Source organism: Bacillus sp. RB3, assembly GCF_030164735.1.
Taxonomy (GTDB): domain Bacteria; phylum Bacillota; class Bacilli; order Bacillales; family Bacillaceae_G; genus Bacillus_A; species Bacillus_A cereus.
Genome location: NZ_JASNGE010000040.1, coordinates 24,312 through 40,883 on the forward strand (window position 1 = coordinate 24,312; position 16,572 = coordinate 40,883).

The following is a 16,572-nucleotide window of genomic DNA, read 5'->3' on the forward strand; positions in this document are numbered from 1 at the left end:
AAGAATCTTTCTTTTTTCCATATCCCACGGTTTTTGCATCGATACTAACAATAGTGGATTAGAATAATGACTTAATACTTGCTAGGACAGTAAGAATACCTATAATAATGACAAATACATTGCTAGATTTCCCTTTGTATTTAGCAAGTACTGATACTTTATGGATTGCATACATTGGTAGTATACATAAGATAGCAGCAACTAGCGGACCGCTAAGGGCATCAATGATTCCAAGAATACTTGGATTTGTATAAGCAACATACCAACATGTTAATACGACAAAAGTAAGAATCATTGTCTTAACTGTTTTTTCTCCTATATCTTTCCCACGTTTTTTACTGGACTTGATAATCATGTCACGCATTACCTCATACGCTCCTATATAATGACCAAGGAAAGACTTTGTAATAGCCACAAATGCAATGATAGGAGCTGCAATAGTGATTACTGGCGAATTAAGCTCATTAGCAAGATATGATAGGATTGACAAGTTCTGTTCTTTTGCCACCTTAAGATCATTTGGAGTCAAACTTAAGGTACTGCTCCAAACAAAGAACATAACAACTACGAATGTCATAATATAACAAACTTTTTGTATTTGAGCACATTTAGCATCAGTAGCATCTATTCCATACGTAGCTCTCTGTTTCATAACAAATGACGAAATCATAGGCGAATGATTAAACGAGAATACTATGATTGGAAGTATCATCCATATCGTTCCTAAATATCCTGTTCCTGTTGAAGCAGTAGAAACAGCTGAAAAACTAAGCATTGACGTATTCCACTGTGGAATCAAAGATATTGCGATAAAAAGTAGAGAAGCTATAAAAGGATACACTAGCATGCTCATGATCTTTACAGTTATATCTTGACCAAAATTTAGTATACCGATAAGACCGAGTACTAAGACAAGCGATAAAATGGCCCTTGGAGGCTCCGGCATGTGCAATTGATGCACGATAAAACTACTAGCGGTATTTGTAAGTGCGACCGAGTACATCAGCACGATCGTATAAATGGAGACAAAATATACAATGTTAAAAATGATACTTGCCTTATTTCCAAAATACTCTCTTATAGTACCTGTAATCCCCTCATCGGCAGAGTTCGAAGCGTAAATCATTTTAGCGAGCGCTCTATGTGAATAATACATAACAGGATAGGCAAGTATGGTAATTAACAGCAATGATAATAAACCACCTGAACCTGCATTAATCGGTAAAAAAAGTACCCCTGCTCCAATTGCTGTTCCAAAAAGGCTCAATGCCCAGGTAGTATCCTGTTTATGCCACTTTTTAGGGTCTAGATAATTCTCATTTTGTACTGCAGTATTATCAGCTTGAAATTCTATGTTTTTTGCAGTATTCCCATCCATATAATAATTCCTCCTTGTGTCCTATTCTTAATTCTCTTTTTAAGATATAGGAATATAGACCGTTCTTGAAAAATGAATAGCTTATATAGTGCCCCACAACGAATATCCCCCTTCTAGGTTAATAAAAATCAAAAAATTAGCGAAGCACCAACCTGAAGGGTTTGTTACCACTTATAAAATATTTTAATTATATAGTAGTATATTTTATTGATAACTCCCCCAATATACAGACTCCTTAGGCGAACAATAGAGTAAAGATTGTTAAAAACTTCACAATATATTCGATAACTTATTGATTTGATTGTTTCTCCCCAAAGATTTTATTTTTAATGGAAATTCCTGTAGGTGTAGCTGCAATACCACCTAAACCTGTCTCTCTTAATTCGCGAGGCATCTGTCTTCCAACTCTATACATGGCTTCAATCACTTCGTCAGCATTGATGAGATTGTTTACGCCAGCTAATGCGATGTCCGCTGCTGCTAAAGCATTTGCCGTTCCAATGGCGTTTCTCTTTACACAAGGAATTTCTACCAAACCAGCGACCGGATCACAAACTAAACCGAGTAAATTTTGTAATGCAATCGAAAAAGCCTCAGAAGATTGCTGTGGCGTTCCACCCGCAGCTTCTACCGCAGCTGCAGCCGCCATCGCTGAGGCACTTCCTACTTCAGCTTGACATCCTCCATACGCTCCTGAAATACAAGCGTTGTTTGCGACTATCGTTCCAAATAACGCTGAAGTGAATAGAAAATGAATCATATCTTCATGACTTAACTGCAACGTATCTTTAATACTAAATAGGACTCCCGGAATCGTCCCACTCGCACCTGCTGTTGGAGTTGCACAAATAGCTCCTAATGCAGCATTTACTTCATTAACACCGATAGCACTTTGAATCCCTAACACCATCAAATCTCCAGAAAGAGTTTTCCTATTTTCTCGATAGTTTTTAATTTTTACAGCATCCCCTCCGGTCAAACCTGTTGGAGAAAATACACCGTCGCCCTCGATACTTTTATTTATTGCATGTTGCATAGTCGCTAAATTTCGTTCCATTTTACTCCATACTTCTTCATAAGAAGTTTTAGTTTGTTTGATTTCCTGTTCGATTGCTAATTCATAAATTTGCTTTTGGCTTTTATTAGCTGCATCCACAATTTCTTTTATGGCCATATACATATTTTTCACTCCTTAATGTGACTAAAGAATAATAAGATTAGCTATATTGCTTAAATCTCCTAATTCCTTCTGAGCATTACCTGGCAATATCGAATCCAAAGCGAATGCATATAAATATTTTGTTTTATCTTCCAAACTATGAAAGTTGTTAATTTCCACATCATATTGTTTAAAGATCCTGCGTAAAACAAATTCAAAGTCAGCTCTTTCTGAAATCGCAATAACAACTGGCAATGGCCCCTGCAGATTTAAGCTAAATCCATCAATTTCAACATTTTTGACTTCAATCAACCCACCACCGACCGAAATACCCATTACTCTAATACTTCGACTTTCATCCTCTGCATATACATCTGCCGTATTTGGATGACCAGCAGGACTATTACCCAATTGTTCAATAAAGGTAATGTCAATTCCCTTAGACTCTGCTATTTTAATAGCATCTGGCACTTTGCTGTCATCAGCAGCTAAGCCTAATATACCAGCAATAATTGCAAAATCAGTTCCGTGACCTTTATGGGTTTCAGCAAATGATTCATAATACTTTACCACAACTTTTTTGGGAAGACCTTGAAATAATTTATTAGCAACTGTTCCAATAGCCAAAGCACCTGCAGTATGTGAACTTGAAGGGCCTATCATTATGGGCCCAATCACATCAAAACAACTTTTGTATTTAACAATCTTTTTTTCTTTAATAGATGCTACATTCATGTTCATATAAGCACCCCCATAATTTATTATTTTTAGCTGTAGTTGAATCTAAGTTATTAGAATGATCGATTCAAAACAAGTTTTGTTTGATAACGCTTTCTTTATTGAGTTGAATAAACTTCCCTTCTAATCTGCTATCCTCCGTATAGTAATCATATCAGTATGTCCAATTTTAAAAAATTACTGGCAAGTTCTTTAGAATTTTTAATCCAAAACGAGGTTTGATATTTTCTCTAGAAGTAATAAATTGTGTCTCGACGCCCTCATTATAACTTGTATATTTATAAGTTTAATCTTTTTTTATTTTTAGAAAGATTGAATAGACAGAATTTTGAATAGGTAATAAATTATACTTAGTATGTAGCAATTGTGTCCTTTGTTTGAAGCTGTATTAGTTAGTAAAAAAGCAAAAATAACACAGAGTTCCTTTCATAAACACATTGATTATATTGAAAAATCATTATAAAGATACTTATATTGTCTTTTGTTTGAACATCTTGTTTTGAACGGGAAACCTGTTGCAATAAATAATTCATTCAGATGAAAAGGAATACATTAATAAAATTTAAAAACGTTTTAGTATATTAATTATACATTTTGTATAAATATTAATTATCAAAAAAAACTAACTTCTTATTAGGATCTTAACATAAAGGATACATTCCAAATAACAATGGAGATTCCGCTTTATCAATTTCTTTATACGTCATATTTCCCTCTTTACCTGCAACAGCAACTTGTACTTTTTCATTTGTTTTCACATCTTCTGCACCTATTGCACCACCCGCCAATAATTCTGTACTTAACAGACTATCGTGAACAAAAGTTAGAGAGTTATAGAACAAAATATAATGTGTATGTACATACATTTCTTTTAAAAGAAGTTTTGTAGTATGCAACTGAATTAAAAAAATATAGATTTTTATGACTCTTTTTAGGGGATATAGCAAAGTGAGATCTTTTATATGCACATTGCTATACCGAACTAGATTTCAGCATAGTATTTTTTTGCAACACATTGATTTTTTACCAAACACGTATAAAAACCAACAATATGAAAATAAACGACTGGCTAAAATTTTACTTTCAATAAAATAAAAAAGAACCTGCAAATTTGCAGATTCTCCTGATAATGATTTATATGAGTAAGACTCGAAAATATAATACAATGATTCAAAAATAAGTTCAAGTAAATTCAAAGAACCGGCTAGAGTTCGAGTTCTTTCAGAAGTGATGATGTTTTCTAGGCTTCGCAAAGTGAGAAAATACAAGAATATAATACATCGAGATTTAGAGAATTTCAATACTTAAATTAGAGGTTATTTTAATGTGATGTAACATCAGCATTTTGAAGGAATAGCAATGAATACCTTATACATCCCCAGTCTACATAACGTTTTATTATCAGTAGAAAGAAAAAGGAAAATCCCTACTTCCACAATAAATCCGCCTTGCTACTCTATTCATTTTTTGATACATTCCTATCCACCGTTTTAAGGTTCTCTTTTGTACTATGTTAGCCAAAAAATTGTATAAATCATAATTCGTTTTTCTTCCACCTGTTTCACCCTTTCTACACCCTAGTTTTACAAAATAAGAAGTCATCAAAACTTATATTTATTACTTTCTGTTATCTCCTCTCTCTTGTTCTATGCATAGTCTATCTAAATTTTTATTAGCTACTAAAAAAAGAATTTACAGGACGATTAAAAAAAGCCAAGTGCATTGCACTCGGCTTTATGGTCGATTAAACAATTTTACTTCAGACGTATTAAACTGATGTAGATAGTCTTTAGTAGAAGTATAACCTGAATTCATGAGTGTTTTCTTTTCTTCTTCTGTGATATCAAAATTAAACGACGACGTAAAGAATGTATTAATAAATACAGTGCGGGCAGCATCTTCTTTGGTGGTTTTTCCGCTCTCATGACCTTTGATCATGGTTTGAGACAAATTCCATGCAAAATGAATAAGAGAATGGCCAATATGATGTTCTGTTGAGGTTGCGATATGTTTTAACATGGCAACCTCCGCCTGAGATTCTAAACGGAAACCAAGTGTTTCTTTGTTGTAGACAATTTCATCTGTAGGATCAAAGAAAGATGCATTGTATTTCGTGTGTAAGCTTCTTAGTGTAGAATGATCCTCTATATTGCTTATCAGTTTATTAACCTCGTCAATCGTATCTGTGGTCGTGAAGTGTTCTTCTTTATTCACAAAACTTTTCCGATCAAATAAACGAATTGGGTAGTTATCGAGTACACCTCCGTCTACATAATAATCTTTATCCCATTCCACAGATTTAAAAAAGAATGGGATGGACATCGAAATCCGCACAGCAACTACTAACGGGACATCAGGTGTCGTTTCGCGAGAAAACGTACGAAGCTGGTGTGTAGAAACGTTCGTTCCTTGGAAAAACACGTCTTTTCCTGTTTTGTCATACAACTGCTGAAAAGTTGTGTCCTTACTCCCTGTCCACTTTTCAACGATCTTTCCTACCCACTCAGTGAAAAAATCCCCTTTATAGATACCAAAACCATCAAAAAATAAACGAATGTTATCTTGTACAATCGAAAAATCATCATCTTTAAACGCTTTGAAATTCATGTCTTTGTGGATTTTTACAAGATCTGCGAATGGAATGGAAAGACCTAAAAGTAATGCAGTAATCGCTCCTGCTGAAGTCCCTCCAAATCGTTGTATTTCTGGTAAAATCCCTTCTTCATTTAGTGCACGGATGGCACCTATATAAGCGCTTCCCTTTACCCCGCCACCTTCAAATACTAAGTTACGAAATGGATATGCCATTATATACCTCCAATAAAGAAATTTTCGATCTGTTATAGTATCGGAAGTATATTGAAATATATTCCAAATGGTATTAAGAAAGTTTCATGTCCTCCGATACGTATGGCCGAATTATCTTTATTCAATGGATGAATTGTTTGAAAGAGAAGAAATTTGCTTGGAATGGTAATTTAGTAGGATAGGAAACAGGAAACGGAGCGCATCTTTGGATGCACTGAATAATATCCGCTTTTGAAATCGTATATAACGTAACTTCTTTTCCGATGTCCAAGTAAAATCACGAGTAAGAAATCAAGGAATAATCTACATTTCATAAATCCCTCACTCTCTTTAACATACAATTCAGTAAAATAATTTGTTTCAAATACGTAGAAATATGGTTTAACCAGCAATCAATGATCAGGTCTTCTTACCCTAAGTAAACCTAAATCTATTTGTCTCCATACAGAAAGGAATAAATAGTTTTGTTCCTATTCATGAAATAGTACAATATATGCAAAATTACATATCTAATTAATTGCTTTTAATGTTATATTTTAATAGCGATGAATGCTATTATTTCATAAGTTGTCAACAAGCGTTATGTATGTATGAGAAAAAGGAAGGAGCCAAATAGTCTCCTTCCTTTTTCTACTAATTAACTAAATTACTCTCTGGTAAAAATTTAAATAGTAATGCTCATTTACAGGCGTCTGATTATGCATTAAACATGCTAGCTTTGCTTGCTGTCGGAAAAATTAAAGACGATAGTCAAATATGTCCTTTCATTACTTTATATTGAAATAAATAATGATTCAAAGTTATTTTTTGAAAATTATACAAAAAGTACTAATTCGTCGTTTACCTAACAATAGATAATATAGATAAAGAAAAAATACTAGAGGATATCACAATGTAGTAGTCTCTAGTATCTTTTCATAGTATTTTAGCGGCTATACAATACGGAGGGATAAAAAAAGGACCTCTTACGGAAAGATAAGAGGTCATCAAAAAGATAAAAATGTTGTATTTGAAACACGCGAGTTTCTAATTCACATCATAACACAATATATTTATATATTCAATATATACATTAAAGATAAGTAATGTATGTTCAAAAAACACATGGAATATTAATTTGTAACAGTATATATTTTCCTCTTTTATTCTATTTCTTCTACAATGCCGTGATTGTAACAAATATCCCTCTTTCTTTTTTGGATGATTACGAATAAAAATACTACATGTTTTCTGTCTCACTTGGAATAAAGCATCATGGTAAAAATACAATGCTGACAAGTAAAATACTTAATACAATCAACCCTATCCCTAACATCATCCATTCACCCTTTTTAGAATTTTAAAATTTAGCCCTTCACTTTCATATACTTCTCTTTTACATGAGCCAGTAAGTCCCTCAGCTTATTCTCTGCAGGGTGTTCTTGATTTTCTAGAACTTCTCTGCCATAGGATGAAAAGTTTTGTGAGCATGCACTAGTTGTTACTTTCAATTTCGCGTATGAGGATGTATGCTCATCATAACTGGATTACGTCTTCTTGGGGATAAAGGGGACAGGAAAGCTGCTAAGCTAGCGTAAGGTGCTAAATTCCCTCAAAGTATCTCAAAAGCTGGATAATCATTTAATATTTCTGTACTCTCCAACTTACAACAAAACACATCGCAAAATATGTTTACGATGTGTTTTAAAAAGGAGTTTTACCATTGAGGATAAACGCCTTCATTTGTATACGATATGTCTCACACATATAGTATACAAATTATTACACTTACTTTTCTTCACCGCTTGCTTGCATGGAGTTAAAAGTCCAATTTAATTTCAACGCATCTCCTTGAAATACATTTTGTTCTTCACCGTTATCTACGAATGTAAACATTACATAAAATGTATCATCATCACCTGGAGCAAATCCATTTCCTTCTCGATCTACAATACCGTTCTTTACAAGATTAGGAATATTTCCATTTTGCGTAGCTACCTTTAATTCAGATAATGTAGTAGACCAAATTGGAACCTCATTTTTATCCAAGTTCCACAAGAAATCAACACGGATATGATCACCAAAATCAGCATTTCCATTATCCCCTTTCGCATCGATTACACTGTAATCTGTCAGGAGTTTCACATCTCCTATTGCTAAGGTTCCTTTGTTTACTAATTGAAAACCACGTTCCATTTCATCACCTGGTTTCAGATTGTCGACATTAATAACAACTTCTGGATTCACACTCAAATCTAAAGTACCCGCTGCAAACGTGTTTTGTGATACTTCCTTATCACTAAAATATGCATATGTTCCCCCGCCAATTAAGGATAAGCCAAGCACTGCAGTTACAACACCCATACCAAGTTTTTTCTTCATACCCATTTCACAAGTCCCCCTATTGTTAAAGTTTAAACTACAAACCTTATTTCCATCCCACAAACAACAATAATAATTAAGCAACTTCCTTGTCCCATAATGAAAGCGAACTTACTTTAAACTAGTTACTTCATGTACCCAAACGACTATGACTCTTAAAATGACCGGTAATGTTACCGTAAATCATTACCGGTCATTTGTTAACCAATCCATTTCATTTAATATCCATTGTCTGATGCCTTTATTTACTCTAGAAGTTTGTCCACTTATTTTTTTGGTTCTAAACCGATAGAGCGTAAAATTTTCTCTAACGTCACTGGCCCTACATTTTCTTTCGGTTTCTCGTTTCCTTTAGCATCTGGGCCCTTTTTCAAGAAGTTTTTCTCAATTAAACGAACATCCGTTTCATCTACAACACCATCTTGATTTATATCTCCATCTTTTACAGATACTTTTCCTTTTCCATACGATAAAGCTGCTATTCTAGCATCTTGAATATCTACCATTTTATCGCCGTTTACATCACCTGCAAGGTTATCATCCATGTCAGCTCTAAAGTTTTGTCCCACTAATTCTCCATCCTGCATTTTCCCTATTTTTGTTGTTAATTTACTATTTAAATGACCTGGCATTTCTACGAAAATATCATATTCTTTATCGCTTACTGGAACACTATGAATTTCAAATTGTCCGTTATCACCAATCGTTCCTGTATATTTCTTTCCATCCTTGCCAACTGCGTACACTTTTGCTCCTAGTTTTGTATAGTCTTTCTTACCTAAATACCCCTCTTCATTCAAGAAAGCTTCCGGGCCAATATATCCTGTAACCGTTGAATGTTTCGAAACAATAGCAAAAGATCTATCTTTAAACGCGGGAATCTCAATGCCTTCTGATGCACCAACTTTTGTATAGGAGAACTTATCTACTCCAAATGCAGTCAAACCATTAAAGTATTCATCGTTCGTCATCTCGAATGTAACATCTAAAAATGGTTTATCTCCATCTAATCCTTTAAATTCTTTTCCCTCCAATGATGCGCCAACTTTCACCTTGTTTTCCCAAGCTCCTGCTTCACTTATCTTCGGATCTTCTAATTTAAGGTTCAATCCATGTTGTTCTACATATTCCGTAAGTGCTGGATTTGGTTTCACATCTGTAAATTTAAATAGCTGCTTGTAATAAGGAATTTCAAATGTACCTGACATAAGCTGTTTTACATTATTAAGATTCAAAGTTAATGTAATTTTCTCTCCTAATTTGATTTTATCTTTGTCATAACTTGGAACAGCGTATTCTGTCCCTTCTTTTACAAAGACGTAATCTTTATATCCAGTTGCCATATTCCCTGCAGTTGCAAGATCATATCCAAATAATTTTAAATTTAACGGCTCATTTATTTCTTCTGGAAGTACTCCAAATTTAAAATCACCATTTGCTTGAATTGTATTCAACCATCCTGATGGGAAGGCTGAGTTTTGATAATATACAATTTGATTCGCTTTTTGATCATATTGCAAGCCTTTTGCCTTTAATGCATCTACTGTAGAATCATAAATATTACCATGCACCCATAATGCACGCTGGCCGTCTTCTTCTTTAAACATAGAATCATTGACTTCGTGTATACCAGGTTGTACATCCTTAAATTTCATTTCAGGTATTACATTATCAATGATAATGCTATCGCCTTTTGTATAAGATTTTCCTTCTTTATCATATCCAACGAAGTTCAATTCGTAATCTCCATCAGGCAACATAACAGGTTTATCCGCAATTGGATGAGCTGGATCTCCTGTGAATGGAAGTACATACCCTCCCATACCAGAAAACATCATATATTCAACATTCGGTGTTAGACTACTTGCATTAAGTGTACCAACGACTCCTAATGCCTTCCCTGTCGTTCGGTCCTTTACAATTGCATCAATGGTTTCGAGAGGACTATTTAATTTAAATGTCAACGGCGAACTTGGTCTTTCCATAAATGGATGGAATTTAGAAGCATCTGTTGCCATTGCATCTCTCAGTAAATCTACAGACGCAATCCCTTTTTCTGTGAATTTAACTGCAAATGGTACTTGATATACTTCTTTTTCATTGTTTTTATTTGAAATATGAATATAGCCCTCATATCTACCAAATTCAGCGTTTTCTGGAATGGTAATTTCAGGGCTAATTTCCTCTGATGCACCAGGAGCTACTTTAATAGAATCTGGTACGTTTAGCTTCACACCATTCTTCGCTGCATCTTGCACACCTACACTTGTAGGTGAAAATTTCACCTCTAATTTAAACTCTTTCCCATCTGTTTTACTGCTGTTCTTAATTAAAACTTTTCGACTATCTTTAATAGGCCCATTTTCAATTTGATTTTTATACCCAAATGCAATAGAACCTGTTTTTTCTTCAATTTCTACTTCTTCATCACCTACAACGTTTGATGTTTTATCAACAACCTCGATTGATGTATCTGCATGAACTGCACGGTATGCATCAATTCGTCCTGAGCCCACCTCAAATACAGAACGCTCTTCTTTTAAGTCAACTGCGGTATTCATGAGTGCTTCTTTTACTTCAAATGGACTATAATTTGGATGTTCTTGTAAAATGAGTGCCGCTACCCCTGTAGTATGAGGAGTTGCCATAGAGGTACCTGACATACGTCCATACGCTATCGGATAATTTTCTCCATCTTTTGGATCATTAATATATTCAGGAACAGTTGAGAAAATAGACACACCTGGTGCTACAATATCTGGCTTAATATCATCTGTCTTAGTTGCAGGACCACGGGAGCTGAAATCAGCTAAGTGATCTCCCTCTGTTTTTATATTACTTAGTTCCCCAAACGCTAACGACACATCTCCTTGTACAGCTTTTGCTTGTAATTTCTCACCATCTACTTTTGTTAAGCGGAACGATGGAATAGATGCAGTACTTTCCCCAAGATAACTTGTAATTTCACCATCTACATTGTTATATACGATTACCGCCTTTGCGCCTGCTTCCTTAGCATGCTTAATTTTCTCATCAAATGTAATCTCACCGCGTTGGATAAGAGCTAATTTTCCTTTTACATCTTTTCCTGTAAAATCATCTGATTTCCCGAGCCCTGCATATACAACTGATACGGATTGACCTTTCAAATCTTCAATCTTATCAGTAAAGCTTTTTCCAAGTAGCATCATCTTATCCACATGTAAATCACCTGCATCGACGGAAAACGTTGGGATTTTCATTGCAGCGTTACTGGCTCCAACTGTAATCGGAAGTGCCGCTGCACTAGGTGATCCAATGGTACCTTCTTCCGGACCACTATTACCTGCTGCTACAACTGTAACAACACCAGCTAACATCGCATTGTTCACTGCGACAGAAGTAGGATATAAAGGATCATTAATAGACGCACCTAGTGATAAATTGATAACATCCATATTGTCTTTCACTGCTTTATCAATCGCAGCAAGAATACCGCTTGTTTGTCCACTTCCATATGGGCCTAATACGCGATATGAATATAAATCTACATCTGGAGCAACACCCTTCACTGCATAATCCACACTATTCTGTTTGTCTGCAGCAATTGTCCCAGCTACATGCGTACCATGGGATGTATAATATGCACTCCCCTCATAAATCTCTGGATATCCTCCAGAATTTTGCCAATCCTTATACGTTGTCTCCATTGGATCAGCATCATTATTAACAAAGTCCCATCCTTTTATGGAGTTCGGATCTATTTTACTTGGATCTTCACCTTGTTTTGCACGATATCCTTTATATGCATCTTTCAAATCCGGGTGGTTGTAATCAATACCTGTGTCCAGTACACCTACCTTAATTCCTTTCCCTGTTATTTTTTCATCATGCAGCTTGTCCACACCAATTTGCGGTACACTATCCGCCATTTTCAGTTCAACAACAGTCTTAGTTGTTTCTTTCGGCAAATCAATTTTAACCTCATGATCTTCCCATACGCGCTTAACGATACCGGTACGAACTAAGTCTTCGATCATATTTGCTGGTAAAGAAATCGCTACACCATTAAAAGCATTCTTATATTCTCTTGTTATTTTTGCAGATTTTACATTTGTCCCTTTCTCTTTATTCTTTTGAAGCTGCTCAAGCTCTGCTTTAAATCCTTTATGTGATGCCTCTACCTTTTGTTCCGCATTTGAAAGAGCTAATTTTTTCCCTTTAGCCGCTTGTTTTAATACCTCTATTTTGCTAGGCGCTTGCTTAAATTCTATAATCACATTCACATTATTAGGACTTGTTGTATTGATACCTGGCGAAATAACAAAACCTGGTTTTGTATCTAACGTTTTTAAGGCATTACGTTGTTCCTTTGTAAGACCTTTTAAGATAGCATTTGCATCATCAATTCCAGTTAAAGTAGATGTATTTACCTCTTCCGCTAATACGTTATATGGAATTCCTTGAGACAATAACATTCCAACTGTTAACGTTCCAATAAGAATCTTTCCAAATTTCCCTCGTTTCATATTACATCTCCCCATTATTAATATTATTTTTTGAAACAAATTGATTCTTAAATTCCCATGTAGCATTGGAAACTCTATTAATCTTAATCTTTTGTATCATGAAAGATTTCCAACACTACTACCATCCCCATACCTCACATAGCTAACCACTCACTTTACTCTTTCTATAAGAGCCCTCCGTAATTTATTTCCAACAAAAGATTTTCACAAAATGAATTATTAACAAGATTAAAATGTAATTCTATTTTTATTATTTCACATTTCGATTATTCTGAAAATTAAACAAAAGGAGTATCTTTTCTCTAAGGATTCTATGCCTACATAGTACAAAAGAACTACCTTGTCCTTTATTCTTTGTAATACAGAATAAAGCGACACGATAGTTCTTTGATAGATTTCTTATTTAATCTAGCGGAACTAATTGATTTCGGACTGCATAAATCACTGCTTGCGATCGACTTTTCACATTTAGCTTTTTAAAAATTTTATTGATGTGAATTTTAACTGTTTTATCACTAATATATAAAACTTCAGCAATTTCTTTATTACTAAGTCCTTTTACTAGTTCAAAGAGAATTTCCTTTTCACGTTCCGTCAGTTCATTTTCATTTGATTCTACTTTCATTTTTTGCTGATGATATGTAATTAATTTTTTAGTCATACGCGGATGAATGACTGAATCGCCTCGATATAACATTCGAATTGCTGCTACTACCTGATTTGATGATGAATCCTTCAATAAATAACCATCAGCACCGGCCTGGAGTGCATCCATTAAATACTCGTCATGTTCATACATTGTAAACACAAGTACACGGCAACTCGGATATTTTTTTTTCACTAACTCTGTAGCTTCAATCCCATTTTTCTCTGGAAGATTAATATCCATCAAAATACAATCTGGTCGGCATTCTTCTACTTTTCCCAATACTCCATCCCCAGAGCTAGCTTCTCCAACCACTTTCATATCAGATTCATCCTCTAGTATGCTCCGAATTGCATCCCGTAAAAAAGCATGATCATCTACTACTAATATTTTAATCATTTTACGCACCCCTTGTTTGTGAATCTGGAATTAACAGTGTAATTTCTGTCCCTTTTCCTACAGAACTATCAATCTGTAAAGTAGCCCCTAATTGGTCAGCTTGTTCATTCATATGTAATATACCATAATGTGGCTCATTCTTCGTTTTAACCATAGACTCAAATAGTGAAAAGCCAACTCCGTTATCCTTAACCCTTAAAAGCACGTGTTCACTTTGATAGCTGAGTAAAACATCAGCCTTTTTTGCCTGTGCATGTTTTACAATGTTTTGCAAACTCTCTTGTAATGTATCAAATATAACTCTTTCTTTTGAAAAACTAAGCGCACGTGCATGACCTCTTTCATGATATGTAATGTCTAGTTCATATTCTTGTCTTAAAGATTTTATTTTACTTGCTATCGCCTGCTTAAGTCCCAATTGTTGTGTCGGATATGGTTTTAAAGCATAAATAGAATAGCGAACTTCTCCTAGGCTTTCTCTTAAATCTTTTATGCTTTTCTCTACTACTTGCTGCATGTCTTTTGGTTTATCACGGTATTTTTTCTGCGCGGATTCTAGTTGGAATATCACCCCGGCTAATGTTTGCGCAATACCATCGTGAATTTCTCGAGCAATTCTATTTCTTTCTTCTAAAATCATTCTTTTTTCCTGTTCAGAAATTAATATCCTTGTTTTAACTACGTTAGCTAATTGGTTAGAAAATGTAGCTAACGACTGTACATCTTCTGGAAAGAAGCCCGCATTTCTACTTTTCCCTGCAACAAACATTCCGACTAGTTCATCATTAACAATAAGAGGAAAATATACAAGTGAGCGTATGACACTTTCAAATATTTCATCTCCAGGAGCCGTACCAATTTTCCAATCATTAAATACAAGATTTTTAGAAAGTCCCTCAAACGCATCGTAATTTTCTAAATGATCAGAAATATCAAGGCGAACTTTCCCATCTTTTAATAGAATATTCCAGTTTCCATCATCTTTTGTCCATATTACATATGCTTGTATGCCAAAAAAACCTTTAAGTGCTTGTTTAATATGCTTCAAGTTTCCTCCAGTTAATCCTCGACTAATTTCGGTCGTAATAAGAAATAACTCATATAATCGTTCTTTCTCCATCCTTATCCGTACAGAAAAAGAACTAATAACGGAAGTTGCTACAAGTGGAAAAAAGAAAAACAGCACTGTAACTTCGTTTACTTCCACACTATATGTACTAATTAGTACATGCATCAGTGCCGCATAAGAGAAACCAAAAGTTTCGCAAAGAAATACCGTAATAGTTTTTTTATACCATTGATAAATTGAATATGGCTGCGGAAGAAGTATCATTAACAAATCGTAAAAGCGATTGTTGAAAAAACAAAAAAACATGCAAAATAATAACAAAGATATTAAATTCTCATACAGAACTGACATACCTATCTTATTAATTATTAAGGACATACATTTGTCTGAAAACCATTTGGCAAAGATCAAACTAAGTGCATGTTGAGTACTATTAAATAACATTCTTTGTATCGGTGAACGACGATGCAGGTGAATAATTAGCGTCACAAGTACAATAGCAACAATAGTTATATGGATTCCAAACTGCCAACTCATAGCGTAAATTATCGGAAAGGTAAGCGAACTAGTTCCTCTCCAAAATCTTACAGGAAAATACTCTGCAATCCCCATAAAAAGTAACAACAATATTAGTATTGTTAGATGAGAAGGGATTTTAATTTCAAGTAAAGATATAGTTATAGTAACCAAACCAAGAAAAGAAATAAAATAAAGATAAAAACTAGCAATCTTTTCTCTCATAAAGATAGAATTTACATCTTTCAAAACAACCCCTTCTTTCCTTATAAAAAATTCATTTTCTCTATTATCCAACAAAAAACCGGCACTGGCAAAATGGAAGGACATCCACTAGCCAATCACCGGCTGTGTACTACACCTAAAAAGGCAAGACACAATACTAGTATATATCAGTTTGTGAAGTTTACCCATTAGTCAAATGGTCTAATTGTACATACTTTTAGACTTAGGTCTACTAGTACAAAAGATGTATACGCAATTTAAATTTTGATTCACTAAAAAAATTCTAAGAAAAATAGGAAGGCAATCGTAGTAAATACTTATCTATATTAATTTCATCTAAATCTTTAGGTTATGTATGTGTCAAATACTCCCCATCTAATATTTATAAATAACCCATGAGATAATCTCCTTATATACTATATATGAAGTTTATCACTTAATATTTATTGAAGAAAAGGCGATGCATACAATAATCAAATCTAATTAACATATTATTTAATTATCGGTAGCGAGATTAAAGAGACTCCCTACTCTCAGGAAGGAACCTCCAATTCATATTATTCCCCCTATTTCTATGTTTCTTATTTGATTCTAATTAACTAACTGATTAGGGTTATTGCAAATCAAAATAATAAAACCACATCTCCAATTATTAGATAACTATCTAATACATTGGAGGTGCGGTTCACTTAGATCATTGATGTTTCAGCTATTCTCTTTATTTGAAAATTACATCTACCATATTAATTTAATATTATATTCCTC

Annotated in this window: 9 protein-coding genes; all 9 read right to left on the reverse strand. The window is 34.2% G+C overall.

What is annotated here, in order from left to right; genetic code table 11:
• Window positions 1–58 precede the first annotated feature (58 nt).
• Window positions 59–1,378 carry an aromatic amino acid transport family protein gene (locus QO049_RS27285; RefSeq protein WP_246962788.1) on the reverse strand — a complete coding sequence of 440 codons (1,320 nt, stop codon included), beginning with the start codon at window positions 1,376–1,378 and terminating at the stop codon, window positions 59–61.
• A gap of 289 nt (window positions 1,379–1,667) precedes the next feature.
• A complete protein-coding gene (sdaAA, locus tag QO049_RS27290; RefSeq protein ID WP_000281779.1) occupies window positions 1,668–2,558 on the reverse strand; it encodes an L-serine ammonia-lyase, iron-sulfur-dependent, subunit alpha in 891 nt (296 codons plus the stop codon).
• Between the two features lie 21 nt (window positions 2,559–2,579).
• Complete coding sequence (locus tag QO049_RS27295) at window positions 2,580–3,278, reverse strand: serine dehydratase beta chain (RefSeq protein ID WP_001056999.1); 699 nt, start codon at window positions 3,276–3,278, stop codon at window positions 2,580–2,582.
• Between the two features lie 638 nt (window positions 3,279–3,916).
• Window positions 3,917–4,141: a hypothetical protein gene (locus QO049_RS27300; RefSeq protein WP_246962786.1), complete on the reverse strand. Its 225-nt coding sequence runs from the start codon at window positions 4,139–4,141 to the stop codon at window positions 3,917–3,919.
• A gap of 868 nt (window positions 4,142–5,009) precedes the next feature.
• On the reverse strand, window positions 5,010–6,083 hold the full coding sequence (locus tag QO049_RS27305; RefSeq protein ID WP_000331137.1) for a patatin-like phospholipase family protein: 1,074 nt from the start codon (window positions 6,081–6,083) through the stop codon (window positions 5,010–5,012).
• A 1,767-nt stretch (window positions 6,084–7,850) separates the two neighbouring features.
• Window positions 7,851–8,450 carry a TasA family protein gene (locus QO049_RS27310; RefSeq protein WP_246962784.1) on the reverse strand — a complete coding sequence of 200 codons (600 nt, stop codon included), beginning with the start codon at window positions 8,448–8,450 and terminating at the stop codon, window positions 7,851–7,853.
• A 260-nt stretch (window positions 8,451–8,710) separates the two neighbouring features.
• Window positions 8,711–12,952, reverse strand: coding sequence for a S8 family serine peptidase (locus tag QO049_RS27315; RefSeq protein ID WP_246962782.1), 4,242 nt, complete (start codon window positions 12,950–12,952; stop codon window positions 8,711–8,713).
• A gap of 403 nt (window positions 12,953–13,355) precedes the next feature.
• On the reverse strand, window positions 13,356–13,997 hold the full coding sequence (locus QO049_RS27320; RefSeq protein ID WP_087947587.1) for a response regulator: 642 nt from the start codon (window positions 13,995–13,997) through the stop codon (window positions 13,356–13,358).
• A 1-nt stretch (window position 13,998) separates the two neighbouring features.
• Window positions 13,999–15,831: a GAF domain-containing sensor histidine kinase gene (locus QO049_RS27325; protein WP_098963310.1), complete on the reverse strand. Its 1,833-nt coding sequence runs from the start codon at window positions 15,829–15,831 to the stop codon at window positions 13,999–14,001.
• Window positions 15,832–16,572: the final 741 nt, after the last annotated feature.

Bases quoted from the DNA above. Each gene is read 5' to 3' on its own strand.
- QO049_RS27285 (WP_246962788.1), bottom strand. From the start codon at position 1,378: ATGGATGGGAATACTGCAAAAAACATAGAATTTCAAGCTGATAATACT.
- sdaAA (WP_000281779.1), bottom strand. From the start codon at position 2,558: ATGTATATGGCCATAAAAGAAATTGTGGATGCAGCTAATAAAAGCCAA.
- QO049_RS27295 (WP_001056999.1), bottom strand. From the start codon at position 3,278: ATGAACATGAATGTAGCATCTATTAAAGAAAAAAAGATTGTTAAATAC.
- QO049_RS27300 (WP_246962786.1), bottom strand. From the start codon at position 4,141: ATGTATGTACATACACATTATATTTTGTTCTATAACTCTCTAACTTTT.
- QO049_RS27305 (WP_000331137.1), bottom strand. From the start codon at position 6,083: ATGGCATATCCATTTCGTAACTTAGTATTTGAAGGTGGCGGGGTAAAG.
- QO049_RS27310 (WP_246962784.1), bottom strand. From the start codon at position 8,450: ATGGGTATGAAGAAAAAACTTGGTATGGGTGTTGTAACTGCAGTGCTT.
- QO049_RS27315 (WP_246962782.1), bottom strand. From the start codon at position 12,952: ATGAAACGAGGGAAATTTGGAAAGATTCTTATTGGAACGTTAACAGTT.
- QO049_RS27320 (WP_087947587.1), bottom strand. From the start codon at position 13,997: ATGATTAAAATATTAGTAGTAGATGATCATGCTTTTTTACGGGATGCA.